The organism is Bradyrhizobium sp. 2S1 (genome assembly GCF_011516625.5).
GTDB lineage: Bacteria > Pseudomonadota > Alphaproteobacteria > Rhizobiales > Xanthobacteraceae > Bradyrhizobium > Bradyrhizobium septentrionale.
Map to the genome: position 1 here is coordinate 8,775,534 of NZ_CP147717.1, position 16,938 is coordinate 8,792,471.

General features: G+C 60.5%; 20 protein-coding genes and 1 tRNA gene. 11 read left to right on the forward strand and 10 right to left on the reverse strand.

The features are described 5' to 3' along the window. Positions 1-33: 33 nt before the first annotated feature. Positions 34-615: a hypothetical protein gene (locus tag HAP54_RS41625; protein WP_166297049.1), complete on the reverse strand. Its 582-nt coding sequence runs from the start codon at positions 613-615 to the stop codon at positions 34-36. Between the two features lie 387 nt (positions 616-1,002). On the opposite strand from HAP54_RS41625, the gene HAP54_RS41630 reads away from it, so the two are divergent. Together HAP54_RS41630 and HAP54_RS41635 are read left to right on the forward strand one after the other, a co-directional pair. Beyond that, a complete protein-coding gene (locus HAP54_RS41630; RefSeq protein ID WP_166297051.1) occupies positions 1,003-1,662 on the forward strand; it encodes a peroxiredoxin in 660 nt (219 codons plus the stop codon). A 21-nt stretch (positions 1,663-1,683) separates the two neighbouring features. Further along, complete coding sequence (locus tag HAP54_RS41635; protein WP_176422112.1) at positions 1,684-3,147, forward strand: cryptochrome/photolyase family protein; 1,464 nt, start codon at positions 1,684-1,686, stop codon at positions 3,145-3,147. Here HAP54_RS41635 and HAP54_RS41640 read toward each other — a convergent pair. The 4 genes from HAP54_RS41640 to HAP54_RS41655 all read right to left on the reverse strand — a co-directional run bounded on the left by HAP54_RS41640 (position 3,144) and on the right by HAP54_RS41655 (position 7,225). Next, positions 3,144-4,016 carry a DMT family transporter gene (locus tag HAP54_RS41640; protein ID WP_166297053.1) on the reverse strand — a complete coding sequence of 291 codons (873 nt, stop codon included), beginning with the start codon at positions 4,014-4,016 and terminating at the stop codon, positions 3,144-3,146. The two genes, HAP54_RS41635 and HAP54_RS41640, sit on opposite strands and share 4 nt — an antisense overlap. Positions 4,017-5,288: 1,272 nt before the next feature. After that, the gene (locus HAP54_RS41645; protein WP_248114368.1) at positions 5,289-5,726 is read right to left on the reverse strand and encodes a hypothetical protein; all 438 of its coding nucleotides are present in this window, start codon (positions 5,724-5,726) and stop codon (positions 5,289-5,291) included. Positions 5,727-6,309: 583 nt separating this feature from the next. Continuing rightward, on the reverse strand, positions 6,310-6,432 hold the full coding sequence (locus tag HAP54_RS41650) for a hypothetical protein (RefSeq protein ID WP_283843148.1): 123 nt from the start codon (positions 6,430-6,432) through the stop codon (positions 6,310-6,312). A gap of 346 nt (positions 6,433-6,778) precedes the next feature. Beyond that, positions 6,779-7,225, reverse strand: coding sequence for a hypothetical protein (locus HAP54_RS41655; RefSeq protein ID WP_166297055.1), 447 nt, complete (start codon positions 7,223-7,225; stop codon positions 6,779-6,781). A gap of 212 nt (positions 7,226-7,437) precedes the next feature. Here HAP54_RS41655 and HAP54_RS41660 point away from each other — a divergent pair, with 212 nt between their 5' ends. Further along, complete coding sequence (locus HAP54_RS41660; RefSeq protein ID WP_166297057.1) at positions 7,438-7,713, forward strand: hypothetical protein; 276 nt, start codon at positions 7,438-7,440, stop codon at positions 7,711-7,713. A gap of 99 nt (positions 7,714-7,812) precedes the next feature. Further along, positions 7,813-7,889 (forward strand) — tRNA-Arg (locus HAP54_RS41665). A gap of 16 nt (positions 7,890-7,905) precedes the next feature. Here HAP54_RS41665 and HAP54_RS41670 read toward each other — a convergent pair. Beyond that, complete coding sequence (locus tag HAP54_RS41670) at positions 7,906-8,274, reverse strand: hypothetical protein (RefSeq protein ID WP_166297059.1); 369 nt, start codon at positions 8,272-8,274, stop codon at positions 7,906-7,908. A gap of 774 nt (positions 8,275-9,048) precedes the next feature. On the opposite strand from HAP54_RS41670, the gene HAP54_RS41675 reads away from it, so the two are divergent. Further along, positions 9,049-9,339: a hypothetical protein gene (locus HAP54_RS41675; RefSeq protein ID WP_166297061.1), complete on the forward strand. Its 291-nt coding sequence runs from the start codon at positions 9,049-9,051 to the stop codon at positions 9,337-9,339. Here HAP54_RS41675 and HAP54_RS41680 read toward each other — a convergent pair. Then, entirely contained in the window at positions 9,336-9,932 is a 597-nt protein-coding gene (locus HAP54_RS41680) for a hypothetical protein (RefSeq protein ID WP_166297063.1), read from the reverse strand. The genes HAP54_RS41675 and HAP54_RS41680 overlap by 4 nt on opposite strands. A 91-nt stretch (positions 9,933-10,023) precedes the next feature. Next, on the reverse strand, positions 10,024-10,164 hold the full coding sequence (locus HAP54_RS41685) for a hypothetical protein (RefSeq protein ID WP_224741554.1): 141 nt from the start codon (positions 10,162-10,164) through the stop codon (positions 10,024-10,026). 53 nt (positions 10,165-10,217) lie between these two features. Here HAP54_RS41685 and HAP54_RS41690 point away from each other — a divergent pair, with 53 nt between their 5' ends. The 3 genes from HAP54_RS41690 to HAP54_RS41700 all read left to right on the forward strand — a co-directional run bounded on the left by HAP54_RS41690 (position 10,218) and on the right by HAP54_RS41700 (position 11,485). Further along, a complete protein-coding gene (locus tag HAP54_RS41690; protein WP_166297065.1) occupies positions 10,218-10,856 on the forward strand; it encodes a P63C domain-containing protein in 639 nt (212 codons plus the stop codon). A gap of 25 nt (positions 10,857-10,881) precedes the next feature. Continuing rightward, positions 10,882-11,007: a hypothetical protein gene (locus tag HAP54_RS41695; protein WP_283843147.1), complete on the forward strand. Its 126-nt coding sequence runs from the start codon at positions 10,882-10,884 to the stop codon at positions 11,005-11,007. A 121-nt stretch (positions 11,008-11,128) separates the two neighbouring features. Next, positions 11,129-11,485 carry a PBECR2 nuclease fold domain-containing protein gene (locus tag HAP54_RS41700; protein WP_166306962.1) on the forward strand — a complete coding sequence of 119 codons (357 nt, stop codon included), beginning with the start codon at positions 11,129-11,131 and terminating at the stop codon, positions 11,483-11,485. An 11-nt stretch (positions 11,486-11,496) separates the two neighbouring features. On the opposite strand, the gene HAP54_RS41705 is transcribed toward HAP54_RS41700, so the two are convergent. Then, positions 11,497-12,843: an IS5 family transposase gene (locus HAP54_RS41705; protein WP_166297067.1), complete on the reverse strand. Its 1,347-nt coding sequence runs from the start codon at positions 12,841-12,843 to the stop codon at positions 11,497-11,499. Positions 12,844-13,959: 1,116 nt separating this feature from the next. On the opposite strand from HAP54_RS41705, the gene HAP54_RS41710 reads away from it, so the two are divergent. Further along, positions 13,960-14,106 (forward strand): hypothetical protein, encoded by a 147-nt coding sequence (locus HAP54_RS41710; protein ID WP_166297069.1) that lies wholly within the window; start codon positions 13,960-13,962, stop codon positions 14,104-14,106. Between the two features lie 47 nt (positions 14,107-14,153). On the opposite strand, the gene HAP54_RS41715 is transcribed toward HAP54_RS41710, so the two are convergent. Then, positions 14,154-14,525 carry a hypothetical protein gene (locus tag HAP54_RS41715; protein WP_166297071.1) on the reverse strand — a complete coding sequence of 124 codons (372 nt, stop codon included), beginning with the start codon at positions 14,523-14,525 and terminating at the stop codon, positions 14,154-14,156. Positions 14,526-14,903: 378 nt separating this feature from the next. On the opposite strand from HAP54_RS41715, the gene HAP54_RS41720 reads away from it, so the two are divergent. Together HAP54_RS41720 and HAP54_RS41725 are read left to right on the forward strand one after the other, a co-directional pair. Further along, positions 14,904-16,247: an IS1380-like element ISBdi2 family transposase gene (locus tag HAP54_RS41720; protein WP_166204320.1), complete on the forward strand. Its 1,344-nt coding sequence runs from the start codon at positions 14,904-14,906 to the stop codon at positions 16,245-16,247. A gap of 269 nt (positions 16,248-16,516) precedes the next feature. After that, on the forward strand, positions 16,517-16,915 hold the full coding sequence (locus tag HAP54_RS41725; RefSeq protein WP_166297073.1) for a hypothetical protein: 399 nt from the start codon (positions 16,517-16,519) through the stop codon (positions 16,913-16,915). Positions 16,916-16,938 lie beyond the last annotated feature (23 nt).

Below are 16,938 nucleotides of genomic sequence, written 5' to 3' on the forward strand. Positions count from 1 at the left end.
CGTTCGGGATGATGCACGCATCATCCCGGATGATCACATCATCCCGATGTCGAACACGTTGGGCAGCTGGGCTGCGAGCGGCAGCGCGGCGGCGCCGACCAGCGTCGCCACCATCGCCGCCAGCGCACGGCCGGTGCGGCGCTGGCCACGCATCTGGCCCGCGATCCATTCCAATACCTTGGTGTCGATCTTGGCGCCTTGGATCGGCGCCCAGCGATCGATCTCGGTGTCGGGCGACAGCGCGACCGTGCGCGGCGGCACCGGCAGGCCCGACTCCGAGGCGGCATGATGGGCGATCGCCTTGGCGAGCAGATCGTCGAACCTGCCGTCATCGCTGCGCTCGGCGGCGGCCTCGTTGATCGAAAACAGCGCCTCGATTTCGGCCCGGCTGACCGGCTGATGCTCGACCGCGGCCGCCGTCAGGATGCGCGCGCACCAGGCTGCGTCATCGGCGTCGAGTGAGCGGGAGAAATGGATACGGCCCTTGGTGGTCGGGCCTTCGCCGGTGATCACGCCGTCGCGCACGATGGTCAGCGCATGGGCAGCGGTCTTGCGGCAGGATGGATGCAACGCACCGCTGAGAGCCTCAGCGGTCTTGGTACTTGGGGCAGACATTGTGGGAGCTTTCAATTCCTATCTCAGGCCAGCTTTTCCATGCGGGCGTAAACGAGTGGTTAATGATTCGAAACTTGCGTTCCGAGATTTTTAGATGGTTGCCATTTGGTCGCTTTGGAAGCTTTCGTGGTTCAGTCCTATAGCAGCCGGGGCCGGCGTGATGACGGCGATAAGCGGCTTTATCTGGGCATTTCCAAGCTTTTGTGCCGCATCTGATATTTCGCCGCAGGGATATCGATCAAAACAAGTTGCTTGGAATTCCCCCGCTATGAGAACAATCTCACCTTTTTCATGAACCGGTTCACTTAAGCCTTGTTCCGTCCTATACTGGAACAGACGACCTCAGATACAAATTATCCTGCAACATCAATGAGATGAGGTAAGATCATGACACTTCCGATTGGCGCGACCGCTCCCGACTTCGAGGCCCAGACCACCGAGGGCAAGATCAAGTTCCATGACTGGATCGGCAACAGCTGGGCCCTGCTGTTCTCCCATCCGAAGGACTTCACCCCGGTCTGCACGACCGAACTCGGCGCGCTGGCCAAGCTGAAACCGGAATTTGACAAGCGCGGCATTAAGCTGATCGGCCTGTCGGTCGATCCCGCGGATCGCCACGCCAAATGGGCCGAGGACATCCTGGAGACGCAGGGCGCCGCCCCGAACTATCCGCTGATCGCCGACACCGACTTCAACGTCTCCAAGCTTTACGAGATGCTGCCGGCTTCGACGTCCGGCGATCCCCTCACCCGCACGCCGGCGGACAATCAGACGGTTCGCAACGTCTTCATCATCGGCCCCGACAAGAAGATCAAGCTGGTGCTGGTCTATCCGATGACCACCGGCCGGAACTTCCAGGAGATCCTGCGCGTCATCGACTCGCTGCAACTCACCGCCAAGCATCGGGTCGCCACGCCTGCCGATTGGAAGCAGGGCGAGGACGTGATCATCGCGGGCTCGGTGACCAACGACGAGGCCAAGACGATCTATCCGCAGGGCTGGAAGGAGCCGAAGCCCTATATCCGCATCGTGCCGCACCCGAAGTAACGGCAGATACGCATCCTCCGGGTGGCCCGCGCGCAGCCTGTTATCGTCTGGTTCCGCGACGATCTGCGGCTGTCGGATCACCCGGCCCTGCACGAAGCCGCCGGCCGCGGCGTGCCCGTCGTTGGCCTCTATGTCCGCGACCAACAAAGCGCTGCCTTGAAACCTCCAGCCGCGCGCCCCCTCGGGGGCGCGACGCGCTGGTGGTTGGCGCAATCGCTGCGCGCGCTCGGCAAGGGCCTCGAGGCGATCGGCGGAACGCTGGTGCTGCGCACCGGACCGGCAGCGTCCGTGATCGCCACGCTGACGCGCGAAACCAATGCAAGCGCCGTGTTCTGGAATGACGTCGCGCAGGCGCCGCATCAAGCTGTCACCGCCGACGTTGAGTCCGCGCTGGCAAGTGACGGAAGAGACTCGCAGAATTTCCCTGGCGACCTGCTCGTTGAACCCAAGGCCATCCGCAACAAGGATAACCGGGGGCTGCGCGTCTTCACGCCATTCTGGCGTCGTGTGCAGGGGCTTGGCGATCCGCCAAAGCCGTTGCCGGCGCCGAAGAAGCTCACATCGATCGGCGGCATTGCCAGCGAAGCCCTCGACGACTGGGGCCTCGAGCCTGTCAGGCCCGATTGGGCCGGCGGCCTGCGCGAGAACTGGACGCCCGGCGAAGCCGCGGCGCAGGCGCGGCTGAAGGCGTTCCTCGACGATCGCGTCCGCGGCTACACCGACGACCGCGACCGGCCCGACCGCGACGGCACCTCGCGCCTGTCGCCGCATCTGCGCTTCGGCGAGATCAGCCCGCGCCAGCTCTGGCACGCCGCCCGTTTCGCCGCCGCCAAGCACCCACGTCTGGCCGGCGGTATCGACAAATTCCTCAGCGAACTCGGCTGGCGCGAGTTCTGCCGTCACCTGCTGTTCGACGTCCCCGACCTGGCCGAGCGGAATCTGCAGCAACAGTTCGACGCCTTTCCGTGGAAGCGCGACGCCCACGCGCTGAAGGCCTGGCAGCTCGGCCTGACCGGCTATCCGATCGTCGATGCCGGCATGCGCGAGCTCTGGCACAGCGGCGTGATGCACAACCGGGTGCGGATGGTGGCCGCTTCCTTCCTGGTGAAGCACCTTTTGATCGACTGGCGCGCCGGCGAACAATGGTTCTGGGACACGCTGGTCGATGCCGATGCCGGCTCCAATCCGGCGAACTGGCAATGGGTCGCCGGCTCCGGCGCCGATGCCGCGCCCTATTTCCGCGTCTTCAATCCGATCCTGCAGGGCGAGAAGTTCGATCCCGACGGCGTCTATGTGCGGCGCTGGGTGCCGGAGCTTGCGCGATTGCCCAACGAGCTGATCCATCAGCCCTGGACCGCGACGCCGATCGAGCTCGCCGGCGCCGAGGTCGACCTCGGCAAGAGCTATCCGCGGCCGATCGTCGATCACAAGCAGGGCCGCGAACGTGCGCTTGCGGCCTACGCGAAGATTCGCGTGAGGGATTAAGCGCGGCGGTTGACCAGCAGCACCGCCGCGGCGCAGGCCGCCATGCCCGCGATCGATACCGGATCGAGCCGCTCGCCGAACAGCACATAGGCCATCAGCGCGGTCACTGCCGGCACCAGATAGAACAGGCTCGCGACCGAGGTCGCGGCATGGTGGCGGATCAGCCAGTACAACAGCCCGATCGAGCCGATCGACAGCGCGAACACCAGCCAGGCCAGCGCAAGCACGAACTCGCTGGTCCAGTGCACGACATTGGTCTCGAACAGCCACGCGCCGATGCCGAAGAAGATCGTCACCGCGACGTATTGCACCAGATTGCCGGCGCGCCAGTCGATCTGGTTGCAGTAGCGGCGCTGATAGAGCGTGCCGAGCGTGATCGAGATCAACGAGACGCCGGAGGCGAGCCAACCCCACCCCGCCTCGCCTGTCATCGGCCGGTTGTGCAGGATCAGCACGACGCCGGCGAGGCCGAGCACCAGCCCGCCCCATTGCAGCGGCGTGACGCGCTCGCCAAGCCAGCGGTTGGCGATGGTCGAGGTCAGGATCGGCTGCAGCCCCGGGATTAAAGCCGAGAGCCCGGCGGGAATCGAATGCGCGATCGCAATCGCGGTGCCGCCGAGATAGAAGCCGTGCACCAGAATGCCGGCCACCGCGCTGTGGTAGACGCCCGTCCGGTCCGGCCATTTCGGCCGCGCGACCGCGGCGATGACAGCCATCACCACCACAACGAACGCCATCCGGATCGCCAGATAGGTCAGCGGCTCCGCATTGTTGATGACGTATTTGGTGCCAATGAATCCCGTGCTCCACAGCACGACAAAGATCGCCGGCGCCAGGCGAGCGGCAGTTTCCTCGAAGCTCTTGTTCATTGCCGACAGTCATTGCCTGAAGATAAGGCAGCCGGCAATCGCGAATTTTTGGAGGGGGCGATGCGCCGATGCCATTGGCGTTCGCGTTTAAGCAGACGGTGTCATCACCCGCGCATGCGGGTGATCCAGTATTTCAGAGACGCCGGAGCTTGAACCGGGAGGCCGCGGCGTACTGGATCGCCCGGTCGAGCCGGGCGATGACAGTGAGGGTGGGGACACAGCTTCGCATTCTCGCGACATGACTTGTCCGAGTTTTGCTTCTCGTTCCGCCCTCTCCTTGAACAGAGGGCGCAGGGAAAGCCGGGTGCCGATCGCACCCATGGGCCCCGAGCAAAAGGTAGAAAGCTCGGGGGTAGGACCACAGGTGTAACCGGAGCAATCCGGCTTTCCCTGCGCGATGGGTTACGGCTTACTTCGTGCTCTCCCCGGCGAGACTTGGCTTGTTTGTCACCGCTTTGCTTGTTTGTCACCGCTTTCGCAAAAACGCTTACGCGTTTTGCGAGAGGACACCTGCCGCTAGGGCGTCAGGACCACACGACTTCACCGTCCGCCTCACATGCGTTCGTCGCTTGCATGATCCGCGTCCACCGCATCTCACCGCAACACCCGTGACGATGCGCAGCGCCCCTCGATCGGGTGAGACGGGCAAACCATACACTGAGTTGCATTTCTGATAAAGCGAAACATTTTCGCGCGCGAGGCTTGACAGGTTTTGCTGAGTTGCCCGTCGGTCGCCTTGTCGCGCCGAACAACAGTTCGCCACCGGCCTGCATGAGCGCAACATCGGGTTCGGCAACCTGCATCCTTGATCTCACTCGCTCTCGCCGACCTTGCCTGCAGAACATGTTCAGAAACCCAGACGACATCCGCATCGCGCGCCGCAACTTCAACGCGCGCGGGTGATCAAAATTCGAGTTGACACCTTTCCCGTTTTCTGTGTGAACTGCTTCACCTGCGTTCGCAGGCAGGCATTCCAAGATGCGGGCTCGACGCGAACAGAGGAGTCGCTGACATGAGCGACAAGCCATCAACCGGAATGCCCGACTGGCTCACGACGGACATGCTGGTGATCGCGATCTCCATCGCGATCATCGCGCTTGGCATTTGGATCGCTCCCTAAAGCGCGATGAGATTGGGTCGAATCGTCATCGCGCTATAGTTCTTTGTCTAAGCATGATCTCCACGCAAACGCTCCGCGTTTGTCGCGAGGGAAAGCCGCTTCGCACTTTTCCGGATCATGCTCTAGCCTCGCGCAGCCTCAAAACGCCGTCATCACTCGAGGCGATATTTTCTTCCATTCTTATTCGGGTCGGTATTGTCGCTTGTCGAGAACACCAGGACCGGGCCGAACCAATTTGTTGTGTCCCGGTGCAGTTCGAACCGGCCGGCGCCTTTGGACTCGATTTCCCGTTGGTCGCTATTGGCCGGGCCGAGAGGTCGATCGTCTTCATACAGTCGCGCAGCGTTGAGCTCGCCGCTGAAATACTTGACGGGGATCAGGTAGGCGTGTCCCTGCAAAAAACGGAATGTGCCGCGGAGCGTTCGATCGACCGGGCTCGGAGGCAACAGATAAAGCAATGCGCTCGACGCCAGGGCAAAAAGCGCCGATCCGATCACGATGCGGGTGGTGGCAGATATCCTGAACGACACGTTCTCTCGGGCTCTCGCTTGCCGGGCCCCTCCTCTAGCGCGCGCCTTGATCGCGGACAATGGTTGGGCCTCGACCGAGGCCGCAAAGGCCGCGCAGCCGAAGGGCAACACCGGCGTCAGGCCGAAGGACTCGGCCGGCGAGACGTTCCCTGCCCCCGGGTACCGTCTCGAGACGGCCCAAATTCCCTGGAGATACGGCCAGGAACAGGCATCCCAGCTGCCCGGCCGGGCCGGCGGGCCTCGCAAATGCGTGATCCTGCGTGACCGTTCCCTGCCTTCATTTGGGCATCGATCGGGAACAGGCTATTCTGCGGAGATGCCAGGATGGCATGCCAAGGCGGCCACCGCAGGGGGGTGCCTGCAATTGAGCGACCGATCCCGCGATTCAATGCAAGATGTCGACTTGCGGAATTTTGTGCGGGTCATCTCGGCCTGCACACTGGGGCTTTGGGCGTTTGCGGCCGGTCTGCTGATCGGGGTGTTTTGGCTCTCGTAATTCATCGTCACGCGTGACCATGTGGCGCCCGCGCCCGCGCGCCCTGAAGCGCGATGAGATTGGGTTGAATCGTCATCGCGCCATGATCTCCGCGCAAACGCGTTCCGCGTTTGTCGCGAGGGAAAACCGCTTCGCACTTTTCATGCTTTAGCCGCCGCTGAAATGATGGGCGGCCACGAACAGCACAAGCCCGCTCAGCACCAGCGCCGACGCGGCGCCGGCAACGCTGCGAGCGAGTTCAGCCTTCGAAAGATTGGATCTGGTTGCCATCACAACCTCCTGTGCGTGCGCGCCAGGCCCTGCCGCTCCGGCGGTCGAGCTCGCTGGTGGAGCACCATCCCATCACGCCGATGAACGGATCATGAGCGAACGGCCGCATCGCCGAAGCTGAGCCCGGCAAGTCGAGGCTGTCAGTACCGCTGGTGTCGGACGGCGACGTCAGGCCCAGGACCTGAGCCGCTCTCGTCATGGCCGGGCTTGTCCCGGCCGTCCACGTCTCCAGCTCCGCCGGAGGGAAAGACGTGGATGCCCGGCACAAGGCCGGGCATGACGAGTTGAAGCAGCAATGCCGATTTTACGTCAAACGCTTTTGCGGTCAGAGCTAGCGCGCCCGCGCCTACCACTCTTCGGGACAGGGATCGACGATGTTCCAGAGATCGACCCCGTTCTTGATCTTCTTCATCTCGGTGGTGAGCCCGCCATTGCGGCGGATCCAGTTCTTCACCGCGTCGGGGTAGTAGGACATCAGGTCGGAGGTGCCCTCGAGGCTGGTGACCTTGATGCCGAAGGTGAAGGCCTTGTCGTAATAGGCCTGGTGGAAGCCGATGCTGGCCTTCGGCGTGACGCAGATGTTGTTCAGCGGCACGATGCCGAACACCAGCGTGCAGGCCGAGTTGCAGATGCCGTCGATGACGACGCGCTCGCGGCGGTCGCGGATCTGCTTGTACTTGGCCTTGTACTCCTCGACATAGCCGCCATGGTCGCGCGTGATGTGCAGCACGGCCCGCGCGGGCGTCGCAGCCAGAACCGGGAGCAGCAAGGCGGCAAGGAGCGTGATGCGCATGGAACGTTCGAGACCGAGGGAATGCCAGATCCGGGCGGACCTGACCGCAAGACTCTGGCCGGACTGTGTTGGCAATCCGTTAAGCATCCGCAAAAAGGCAAAATTTGGCGCGCTGTGACTGATTCCCCGCAGCTTTTCGCCTGATTCCGGGTTAAATGGGCTTCGGATCGGCCCGAAATGCCGATTCCAGTGTGAATGCCCGGAGGCAGCCCATGACCAAGACCAAGCTTTTCGCCGCCCTCACCGTGACTGTTTCCCTGGCCGTCCTGGCCCTCACCCCGGCGGCCTCGGCCCACCCGCGCCACCACCGGCATCACCACCACCACGCCCATTGGGGGCTGCCCTACCACATCAGCTATCTGCACAATTACGGCCCGGGCCCGGCCGCCGGCACTTTCGCTTATTATGACGGCCCCTCGCGCAACAAGTGCTACCAGAGCTCGGCCGCCTATATCGGCCAGGATCACCGCCGCCATCCCTGCTTCTGAGGGCCTTGCGGCAACGGCCGGCCGGACGCGCGGACACCGCCTGGCGGCCGCGCGGGGCTGCTGGCCCTCACCGCCCAAGTCTGATAATCGACCCGCAACGCGCTCGTAGCTCAGCTGGATAGAGCATCGGATTTCGATTCCGAGGGTCGGGAGTTCGAATCTCTCCGAGCGCGCCACTTATCTATTTGTAATTCAAGCAATTTTCTCTGGCCTCCGTTTTTCATTCTGAACACCGTCAGATGCTTCATTCTGAACGGATGTCGCTGTTTCGTTCGCGAGGCGGTGCGCGTGCCGCTTCCGCGTCGCCGACAACATCCGCTTGGCCGTGCGCTTGGCGTAGCCCTCGTAAGATTGCTGGGTCTTATGCGTCGACAGGGCACGGCCTTGACCATCGGTCAGCTCGGCCTCCTCCAATTCGGTCATGCCGCCATGCCGGCAGGCGTCCAACGTGAAGTGCGACGGCACACCGTCGATCTTCTTACGAAGACGGGCCACGACGTGATTCAACGAGGAGTAACGCCACCTCTGGGCGTTCCCGTCGCCGAGGTCGCGCAGGATCATGGGCACTCCGAGCCGCGGCAGCTTAGCCAGCACCTCCTCGGCATCGGCATAGAAGCGTAGAGATCATCCGCAGCGTCGGCCGGCTCCGGTGCATCACCGTCCTTCGCCCATGTGACGGTGATCTTTCCGTCCTTGTCAATTTGCGCCTGCGTTGGTTGAAGGCCCGCCTTCCGGACCGCCAAGATAGCCCTCGTTAGATTTGTGCGTTTAAAGTCGTGCGCCGCGCGGGACATTTCAAAACCCCCTTTAAAAACGAGATTTCCCCGTATGGTCCGGTCCGCGCGCTAAATCTAATTTTTTTTGAGGTTATGCGGCTTATAAACACCCCAATATTTTCGCGTGAAAATTCAGAGGGTTGGGCTTTGGACGAATGTTCATTTCGGAATTTCCAGGCTTGCGCAGACCCAAAATTCGTCGGTTGGTGGCGGAAATGCGGCGAAGAAAATCAGAAATTCACCCTTATGTGGCCCGCACACCAGCTCGAAAGATCGGGTACTGGCCGAAATAGGCCACTCGCCATTTCAAAACAGGCCACTGATTTGGAACGTTTGATCCCCTGGAAAATTAGCCAATTGGGTGAGGGAGCCCCCGGTTGTGCCCCCGACCGCCTTCACCGTTAGGTCCCAGCGCTCTTCCCCGGGCGCTGGGACTTGTCGTTTTGCGGCCATTCGCAGATGCGAAATAGGGCCACTGTCATAGGCCAGTAATATTACGGACTCCCGCTACCGTAGCGCGAACCTATTTTTGGACTCCACCAGAATGGAGGCAGGAAATATGTCCCGCGTTACTGAAGCAGAGGTTGCTGAAGCCGTCGAAAAGGTCTTGGCCGCGAGTGCGAACGGTCGTGCCACGATCAGAGAACTCATCGAAGAGGTGCCAAACCATCTCAAGCTGTCGGCCGAAGACCTAGCGCAATCTCCGACGCGAACGGGGGAGGCTCTCTGGGAACAGCAAGTCCGCAACATTACCTCGCACAAGTCGTCGCCGGGCAATGCGATCTATGAAGGCAAGCTTGTCGCTATTCGTGGCGGCCTTGCGCTCCCCGGCCATGAAGACGCGGCTTAGGCAAACTTCGCCTTGTAGCCGGGCTTGAACCACTTCAATTCGGTTTGGCCCGGCGCGTCCTTGTCCCAAACAAACCAAGCATAGGCCGTTGTCCCGCTGCCTTTCGGCTCGACCCCACTTGGATAGAAAGTGATGCGTTCGCTGAAGACCCAGACTCGGGCGGGCGGTATCTTAGCGAAGATTGTATTTGCTCGGTTCGCGCCCTCTAAAAAAGCCAGTCGCAAAAGCAGCGCGAACTTACGGTTCGAATGCTTGACGCCGCTTGCGACAAAGCCCTCAGCGCAATTGTATGGCGGATTTGTTACGATGTTGTCGGCTGTCCATTTCGGTTGAAGGAAGTCAAAGCCTGCTTCTCCGTAGCCGCGATCGTACAAGTCAGAACTGCGGACAGGCTGTGCGGTCTGCTCCAGCACGCGGGACATAGTCCCATCGCCGCATGCGCTTTCCCAAATCTCGCCGCTGAACTTTTCATTGTCGATTAGGGCGAACGTTGCCCATGGCGGCGTTGGGAAAAAATCAGGCCCGCTGAGGTCAGCGAACCTTTTCATTGTAGGTTTGAAGCCACCGTTCAAGTTGTAAGTTGGATCTGCCATCCGAATCTCTCCTTTGATGGCAAAGTAACAGAATCATTGATTCAGCAAGGGTTTTTCGTGAGTCAGAGTGACTCACCCCTGCTTGCCACCCTTAATTACCGTGAACTTCCGACGACCACGCCTTGTCCGCCACGCCCAGCGCCTTCGCTGGCGTCGTGCGCAGGGCTTCATGGGTGCGGCACAGATTGTAGTGCGCAACGTACAGCGCGACGGCTGCAACGTGGTTGTCCACTTGATGACGAAACCCGCGTTCTGTCTCAACGAGGACTTCAGACCGGCATCGGAATGTCGATCAGCGGCGGCTCTTTCGGCGAGCAGCGGATGGCCGGTTTTATCGACTCATTTGCGAAAAAGGGTATTGATGTCAAAGACCTGCCTTTGCGCATCAGAAACCCCATAAAGTTTCGTTTGCCGGACGGCAGTAGACGGGCGGCCTACGGATTTGAAGCCACGATATTGGCTGACATTTGCGATGTCGTTCTGAGTGCTCGCAAGCAGGGCGCTTTGATGCCGCAGCAGATACATATCGCGGATCAATGTGAGTTGCTTGTACGCGGCTTCGCCCGCGTTGGCATTATTGCCCTCGTTGATGAGGCTACCGGATTTCAGTACAGCAGAACAAAATTTGCCCTAGCCCGTATTTTGGAGGCCTTCGTCGCGAAGGAATTGCAGCCTTGGGTCAAGACGTTTCCCGATGAATATTACGCGCAGCTATTCAGGCTGCGCGGTCTCGACTATCGCGCCGACTCCGTTAGGCGCCCTCAGTATTTCGGGACGCTGACGAACGACATCGTGTACAAGCGGCTTGCACCCGGCGTGCTGTCCGAATTGAAGAAGGTCATCCCCAAAACTGAATCAGGGCGACGGAAAGGGGCGCTTTCACAGGCCTTAACCCGAAACGTGGGCCTACCCAAAACTGCGTGAGCACCTTGACGCTGCAATCGCTTACATGACTATCAGCAAGGACTATCCGGACTTCATTGAAAAGCTGGACCGCTTCCGGCCAAGATACAGCGAGCAGTACCAATTGCCCTTTGACTATGAACCGGCTGCGGACGACGGCAAGGGAATTTGATTGAAAGAGGCCGCCAACTTAGGCGGCCTCACTCTATTGCAAGTTTTATTCTGCTGATACTCAATGCGTGGCTATGTCGAAACATCGTCCTCCCAAAAATCCCGACTTGATAATCGGGCTCATGCCGGTGATCGCGGTCAATAAGACCCTTGGCACTGAGCTGGAGGCCGGCGAGGTCGTTTTAACGCGAGGTGCGCAACGGCACGCCAATCAGCGCCACCCTGTAGACTACCCCAAGTGCTTGCCGCATCTCGCTAATGTCATCGCTAATCCTAGATACATTGGCGATGACCACACCAATAGTGGGATAGAGATTTGGGGATACGTTGCGACACTCTCGACAATGGTTTTGGTCGCGATTGAATTGATCCCCGATGAGCATGGGCGATACCAGATATCTAGCTTCTATATGGTATCGGAAAAGAAAGCGCAGGCACGTCGCCTCAAGGGGTTCTTGAAGGTCGTCGTCCTAGAATAGAAAGTCGTCGGTTAAGAAGCCGATTTGAGTGGTGTGCGGTGGCTGGTGACTGAGAAGAAGGCAGCCAGGAAGAGGTACCAAAGAGCCCTTAGCCAGGCGAGGATGCGGCGGAAGTTGTAACCGACGGCGGAGAGGATGACGTTGGCGGCATCGCCGGCGCGGCCTTTGAGGTAGCAGCGGCCGAGGTGTCCGTCAGCCTTCAAATGGCCGATCACGGGCTCGATAGCGGAGCGGCGCCGCAGCTGGCGCTTGATAGTGCCGAAGACGCCGCGCTTCTGGCCGGAGATGAAGACGCGGCGCGGGTTCTGTGCGTCATGGCCGCGGTATCCCTTGTCGACAAAGGCGCACTGGATCGCGCAGCCGGTGAGTGTCTCGGTTCGGTCGATGACGTCCCGCAGGGTGTGACCGTCGTAAGGGTTATCGGGCAGCGCCTTGGCGTGCAGCACGAACTGGCCGCCGGGAGCAGGCCGGTTGTTGGTGACGATGGAAGCCTTCACGCCGAACTCGTAAGGCGCGCTGGCCTTGCCCTTGCCGATGCACTCCACCTCGGGGGCATGGAAGGAATACAGCTTCCAGCCGCGCTGGCGCTGCTGCTGCGAGCGGATCTGCGTGGCCCGGCTCAACGGGAGTGCGAACGCCTCTTCGAGCGCATCCTGGCCTTCGATCTTGCGGCGGATGTCGCGGATGATCCGGCCCAGGCGGCTGCGCAGGATGCGCAACTGCCGCTGGTGCCGCTTGAACTGTTTGGCATGGGCGTAGCGTCCCGCCATCATCGCGGTGGCCTTGGCGATCCGAGAATAGGATTGCCGCAGCCGCACTCCGTGCTTCCTCGCTAGGCGGTTGAGCCCCTGGATCGCCGCATGCAGCAGCTTGGCATCGGTCGGAAAGGTGATGGCCTTCGGCTGCACCGTGGTGTCGACCGTGACCCGCTCAAGGTCCTTGCCGCGTAACGCGCCGACGTCGTGCGCCACCCGCAGGCTCTCGGCCAATAGCAGTTCCAGTCTGTCGCCGAGCCGCTTGCGCCAATGGCTCAGGTCCGAGCGCTCGTGCGGGAATGCGTGCTGGAAGAACTCTTCGCCAGTGAAGTACTGGAAATACGGGTCGTGGACCCAGCGTTCGCATACCCCCTCATCGGACAGCCCGTAAATGTGCTTGAGCAACAACAGCCCGATCACGAAGCGGGTCTCAATCCCCGGCCGGCCGTTCTCGCTGTAGAGCGGCGCGATCTCGCCGTCGATCCAGTCCCAATCGATCTTGCCGGTGAGCCGGACCAGCTCGTGCTTCAGATTGATGATCTGGTCGAGCCGCGCCCGGAAAAAATCGTTCGCTCCCGTCGTTTTGTGCTTCTTCGGCCGCATCGTGCCCTCCGATGCGGACAGGGAATCATGCTTCGCCCGTCGAGGGAATCTCGAAAACGAAATTGCAAGCTTCCGATGCACAAAACACCAAAACCTTGCAATCTCAGAACGTCATTCCAGCCAAATTACGATTCCAGATCAGTCGCCTGGAAGCTTCTTAACGGGCGACTAGAAAAGGGCCCCGACCGAAGTCGGAGCCCCTTTAGAATATTTCCGGGAGGTTAGATTTTGCTGGGATGCCCACACCCAGATCTCTTCGCCGGGTTTTCAAGCCGACTACTTTGCCTGACGAACGTTCGATCACCAGGCGCGTGAGGAGGCCGTTCTCACCTCAAAAACTGATCTTCCGTAAGGAAACTCTCGCATAGCGGTTTTGTTTCCGCAAGGCGGGAGTAGCCCAAAACAGTGACACTTTGGTTACTTCCGCCGGGGAATTTGTGCCAAATTTCCAGCTTCAGGTTCGATATGGGGATGGAAAATAGGATTTCCAGCCCGAACCGGCCCTATTTCTGGGAACTAGCTAGGCACCTTTCCCGGAAGGGGGCCGCGAAGCTCCGCTCAGACATCCGGTCGGAGCAGAAAGCTCGGTGGGACTATTGGCAGAGCCGGTTGCAACTCGTCGGCACCGTAATGGGCATCATCGGCGGTCTCATGGGGGCGCTCGCGTTCTTCAGGCAGCCTCCGCCTCACCCGTGAGGTTACCGTTCGCGCGCGTCTCGACGAGCTTGCGATGACGATTGCGATGGTCTTATTGATCGTCGTTGCGATGCAAAAATAAGTTATTCAATGTCAATGGCTTTGATCATCGACTTATGCACAACGTAAGGCTTTGGGATTTTACCTAAAATCGGTAATCGGCAAAAAAGCAACTACCAAGTGGTCAAAATCGGGCCCGAAGATTTTCGGGTATAACGGTGGATACACGCCGAATCGGCGTGTCGGCTTGCAGAATCAGGCCTTAGAAGGGTGGACGGACGACGCTGTTGGAGGCGTCGCCCGCCGCCTGGTGGGAAGTCGATGACTGTCCCGCCCTGACAGCGACCGTTGTCGCTTCCTCCAGGCGCGCTGTCAACCTGTCGCGCGATGTCGCTTCGCGCCGCGCTGGAGCTTTGTCTGATGAAACGTACCTATAAGCTTACCATCACCGAAGAGGTCGAGGAGACCACGACGCCGCCTGCTGCCAAGAGTTTTCTCCGCCGCATGTTCGGGCCATTCACGAGGTTGGCAATTGCGATTGCTGCATACCTCTACCGCAGCCACTAGGCCGCCTGCTTCTGGTCGACCGCGGCGAGTTGCTGCCGTCAACGTGCTTAGCGCTGCCCTTTGCAGTTCAAGTGATCCATGGTCGTCGCAATGGGGTCCAAGGCACCTATCGCGTTGCTGCCTTTGTGCTTGTCGGCCAACTGCAAAGCGAGGTCAGCGCAAACCTGCGCTATTGGGTTTACTCTCACCGTCTCGCCTAACGGCTGGGTCGTGCTTTTAGGTGATCCCGGCTGCGGCGGAACGGCAGGCGTGCTGGGCGCGGCCTGTTGAGCGGGAACTGAGATGGTCAGCGCCTGCATCTGTGCTTCGAGGGTGCTGATCCGGGAAACCGTACTGAAGCAGAACCAAGCGAACGCCGTCACAACACTCGCGAGGCTGAGAATAGTTCCCGTCCGTTTCGTAAACTCCCAAGAGTCCATTTCGACCTCCCAATACCCGTGTTCCGGTGATTGGAGTCGCTGCTCTATGCAACCTCTACTTTCGGATGATTGCCGCTCGCGGGCTGCGGGGAGCGGCAAGGGCTTTAACGGCGTTGCTGCTAAGCCGGTTCAATTAGTGATACTAGGAAGTGATTCTCTGAGGTCAGTCATGTCGGACGCGCTGGAAACTTACGCGATAGCCCGTGATGAAATCTGGGATAAGGACCCTCACTACAAGGCGCTGTATTCTGTTCTAGCCCGTCTTATTCGTCAGAGTGCGCCTGAGAGGCTGGCGAGCGTGGTGTAAAGCGCTGATGCGGCGTAGGATTCGGTTGCAAAGCCAACCCCATCACCTCAACCGCGAACGCCAGGCCCGCCATGACCGATGATACGATTCTGCCCTTCTCGTTTCCAGCCGTTCACGCCAAGAAAGTCACAGCTGCCTTCGATGGCGGTCGGCTGACCTCGAACGGGGGCGTGATGCTTCTGGCGATGGCCGAGCGGCGTCTCGGCTTGGCCGACAATTTGGCCCGGGTGTTCCCGGATCGGCGCGATCCGACGCGGGTCGTGCACAGCCTTGTCGATATGTTCCGCGCGCGCATGTTCGCGATCTGCTGCGGCTACGAGGACGCCGACGACCTCGATCATCTGCGGTCCGATCCCGCATTCAAGCTGGCCTGCGGACGGCTGCCGGACACGGGTCGCGATCTGTGTTCCCAACCGACGCTGTCGCGGCTGGAGAATGCTCCGCGCCTGCGCGACGTGATCCGACTGACCTACACTTTGGTCGACGCATGGATGGATAGCTACCCGCGCGAGCCGGCATCCGTCACGCTCGACATCGATGATACCTGCGATGTCGTCCACGGCCATCAGCAGCTCTCGCTGTTCAACGCTCATTATGACGAACGCTGCTTCCTGCCGATCCACGTCTACGACACGGAGAAGAGCCGGCCCGTGGCGGTCGTGTTGCGGCCCGGCAAGACGCCGGGCGGCGTCGAGGTGCGTGCCCATCTGCGCCGCCTGATACGGCATATCCGGACGCGGTGGCACAACACGCGAATCACGTTCCGTGGCGACGGGCACTATGCCCGGCCGGAGGCAATGGCGTGGTGCGAGACCAACGGCATCGACTACATCTTCGGTCTGTCCGGCACCAAGCCGCTCGCCAGAAAACTCGACGAGGCCGCCGACGACATCCGCACGCGACGCGCCATCGAGAACCTGCCGGTTCTGCGTGGCTATACCGAGACGCGCCACAAGGCCAAGTCCTGGGATCGCGAACGGCGTACCGTCGCCCGTATTGAGGCGACGATGCTCGGCCTCGACATCCGTTTCGTCGTCACCAGCCTCGATGTCGGCTCGGCCGAGTGGATCTACGACAGCCTGTATTGCGCGCGCGGCCAAGCCGAGAATCTGATCAAGCTGCATAAGACACAGCTCGCCTCCGATCGCACCAGCTGCCGTTCGGCGCTCGCCAATCAAGTCCGCCTCGTTCTCCACACCGCCGCTTATTGGCTGATGCTGACCGTGCGCGACGCGATTCCCAAAGCCCGGGAATTGGCCACAGCCGAGTTCGCGACGCTGCGTCTTCGTCTCTTGAAACTCGCTGCCCGTGTCGTCGAGACCACGAGCCGCATTCGCCTTGCGTTTGCCGCGGCATGTCCCGAAGCCGACCTGATCCGCGGCTTGCCAGGCGCGCTGCTGCCGCTCGGTCCTTGACCGGCGGGGCGTCCGCCCCCCGTTCGCCCAACCCATCCCTCAAGCGCGTTGCAAAGTACCGGTCGGTCAGGCGGTGAAAAGCCGAAGGCAATCCCGCGCGCCTCGTCAGAGCAGATGTGCGGCCACATCAATCGGACTAAAAAAACGCACTCTCACGAATAGGACGGGCTAACAAGGCGGGGCTTCTTCTCCGCTGCATCCCAGTCATATTGCTCTCGCAGGAAGTACTTTTTGCTACTCTCGCGAAGGCCTCGAGTCGGAGGGGAAACATGGCTGAGAATAAGAAGTTACCGTTTATGTCCATTGACGAGAATGGCATGCGTGCCGGGAAGCTGGGCGAGGAATATGCAAAATGGGTACTGGATATCCTGCGCAACTTCGTCGTGGTCGCGTTCCTGTTCTTCATCGCTGAGATGTCGGGGAAGTGGTACATGTGGGGCTTGGCAATAGTCGGGGCCATCGCCCTCTACCAGTTCGTTTTTGCATACGTCAACCAAGCGCAGTTCAATCTAGGACCCGCGAGAGAAGGCGGCCCAACCGGCGTCGATATCCTACTCAGAATATTCCTAATATTGGTCGCGTCCGCCATAACCGCAGCCCTGACATTATCTTCAATTGCGGCTTTTCTAGCCGTCATCAAAGAGATTGCTGCTGTCCAGACTAAGTGATGTGGCGTAGTACGATAGGGAAC

Bases quoted from the DNA above. Each gene is read 5' to 3' on its own strand.
- HAP54_RS41630 (WP_166297051.1), top strand. From the start codon at position 1,003: ATGACACTTCCGATTGGCGCGACCGCTCCCGACTTCGAGGCCCAGACC.
- HAP54_RS41650 (WP_283843148.1), bottom strand. From the start codon at position 6,432: ATGGCAACCAGATCCAATCTTTCGAAGGCTGAACTCGCTCGCAGCGTT.
- HAP54_RS41705 (WP_166297067.1), bottom strand. From the start codon at position 12,843: ATGCGGCCGAAGAAGCACAAAACGACGGGAGCGAACGATTTTTTCCGG.
- HAP54_RS41625 (WP_166297049.1), bottom strand. From the start codon at position 615: ATGTCTGCCCCAAGTACCAAGACCGCTGAGGCTCTCAGCGGTGCGTTG.
- HAP54_RS41680 (WP_166297063.1), bottom strand. From the start codon at position 9,932: ATGGCAGATCCAACTTACAACTTGAACGGTGGCTTCAAACCTACAATG.
- HAP54_RS41720 (WP_166204320.1), top strand. From the start codon at position 14,904: ATGACCGATGATACGATTCTGCCCTTCTCGTTTCCAGCCGTTCACGCC.
- HAP54_RS41690 (WP_166297065.1), top strand. From the start codon at position 10,218: ATGTCGATCAGCGGCGGCTCTTTCGGCGAGCAGCGGATGGCCGGTTTT.
- HAP54_RS41640 (WP_166297053.1), bottom strand. From the start codon at position 4,016: ATGAACAAGAGCTTCGAGGAAACTGCCGCTCGCCTGGCGCCGGCGATC.
- HAP54_RS41710 (WP_166297069.1), top strand. From the start codon at position 13,960: ATGAAACGTACCTATAAGCTTACCATCACCGAAGAGGTCGAGGAGACC.
- HAP54_RS41725 (WP_166297073.1), top strand. From the start codon at position 16,517: ATGGCTGAGAATAAGAAGTTACCGTTTATGTCCATTGACGAGAATGGC.
- HAP54_RS41715 (WP_166297071.1), bottom strand. From the start codon at position 14,525: ATGGACTCTTGGGAGTTTACGAAACGGACGGGAACTATTCTCAGCCTC.
- HAP54_RS41660 (WP_166297057.1), top strand. From the start codon at position 7,438: ATGACCAAGACCAAGCTTTTCGCCGCCCTCACCGTGACTGTTTCCCTG.
- HAP54_RS41700 (WP_166306962.1), top strand. From the start codon at position 11,129: ATGCCGGTGATCGCGGTCAATAAGACCCTTGGCACTGAGCTGGAGGCC.
- HAP54_RS41670 (WP_166297059.1), bottom strand. From the start codon at position 8,274: ATGATCCTGCGCGACCTCGGCGACGGGAACGCCCAGAGGTGGCGTTAC.
- HAP54_RS41655 (WP_166297055.1), bottom strand. From the start codon at position 7,225: ATGCGCATCACGCTCCTTGCCGCCTTGCTGCTCCCGGTTCTGGCTGCG.
- HAP54_RS41695 (WP_283843147.1), top strand. From the start codon at position 10,882: ATGACTATCAGCAAGGACTATCCGGACTTCATTGAAAAGCTGGACCGC.
- HAP54_RS41675 (WP_166297061.1), top strand. From the start codon at position 9,049: ATGTCCCGCGTTACTGAAGCAGAGGTTGCTGAAGCCGTCGAAAAGGTC.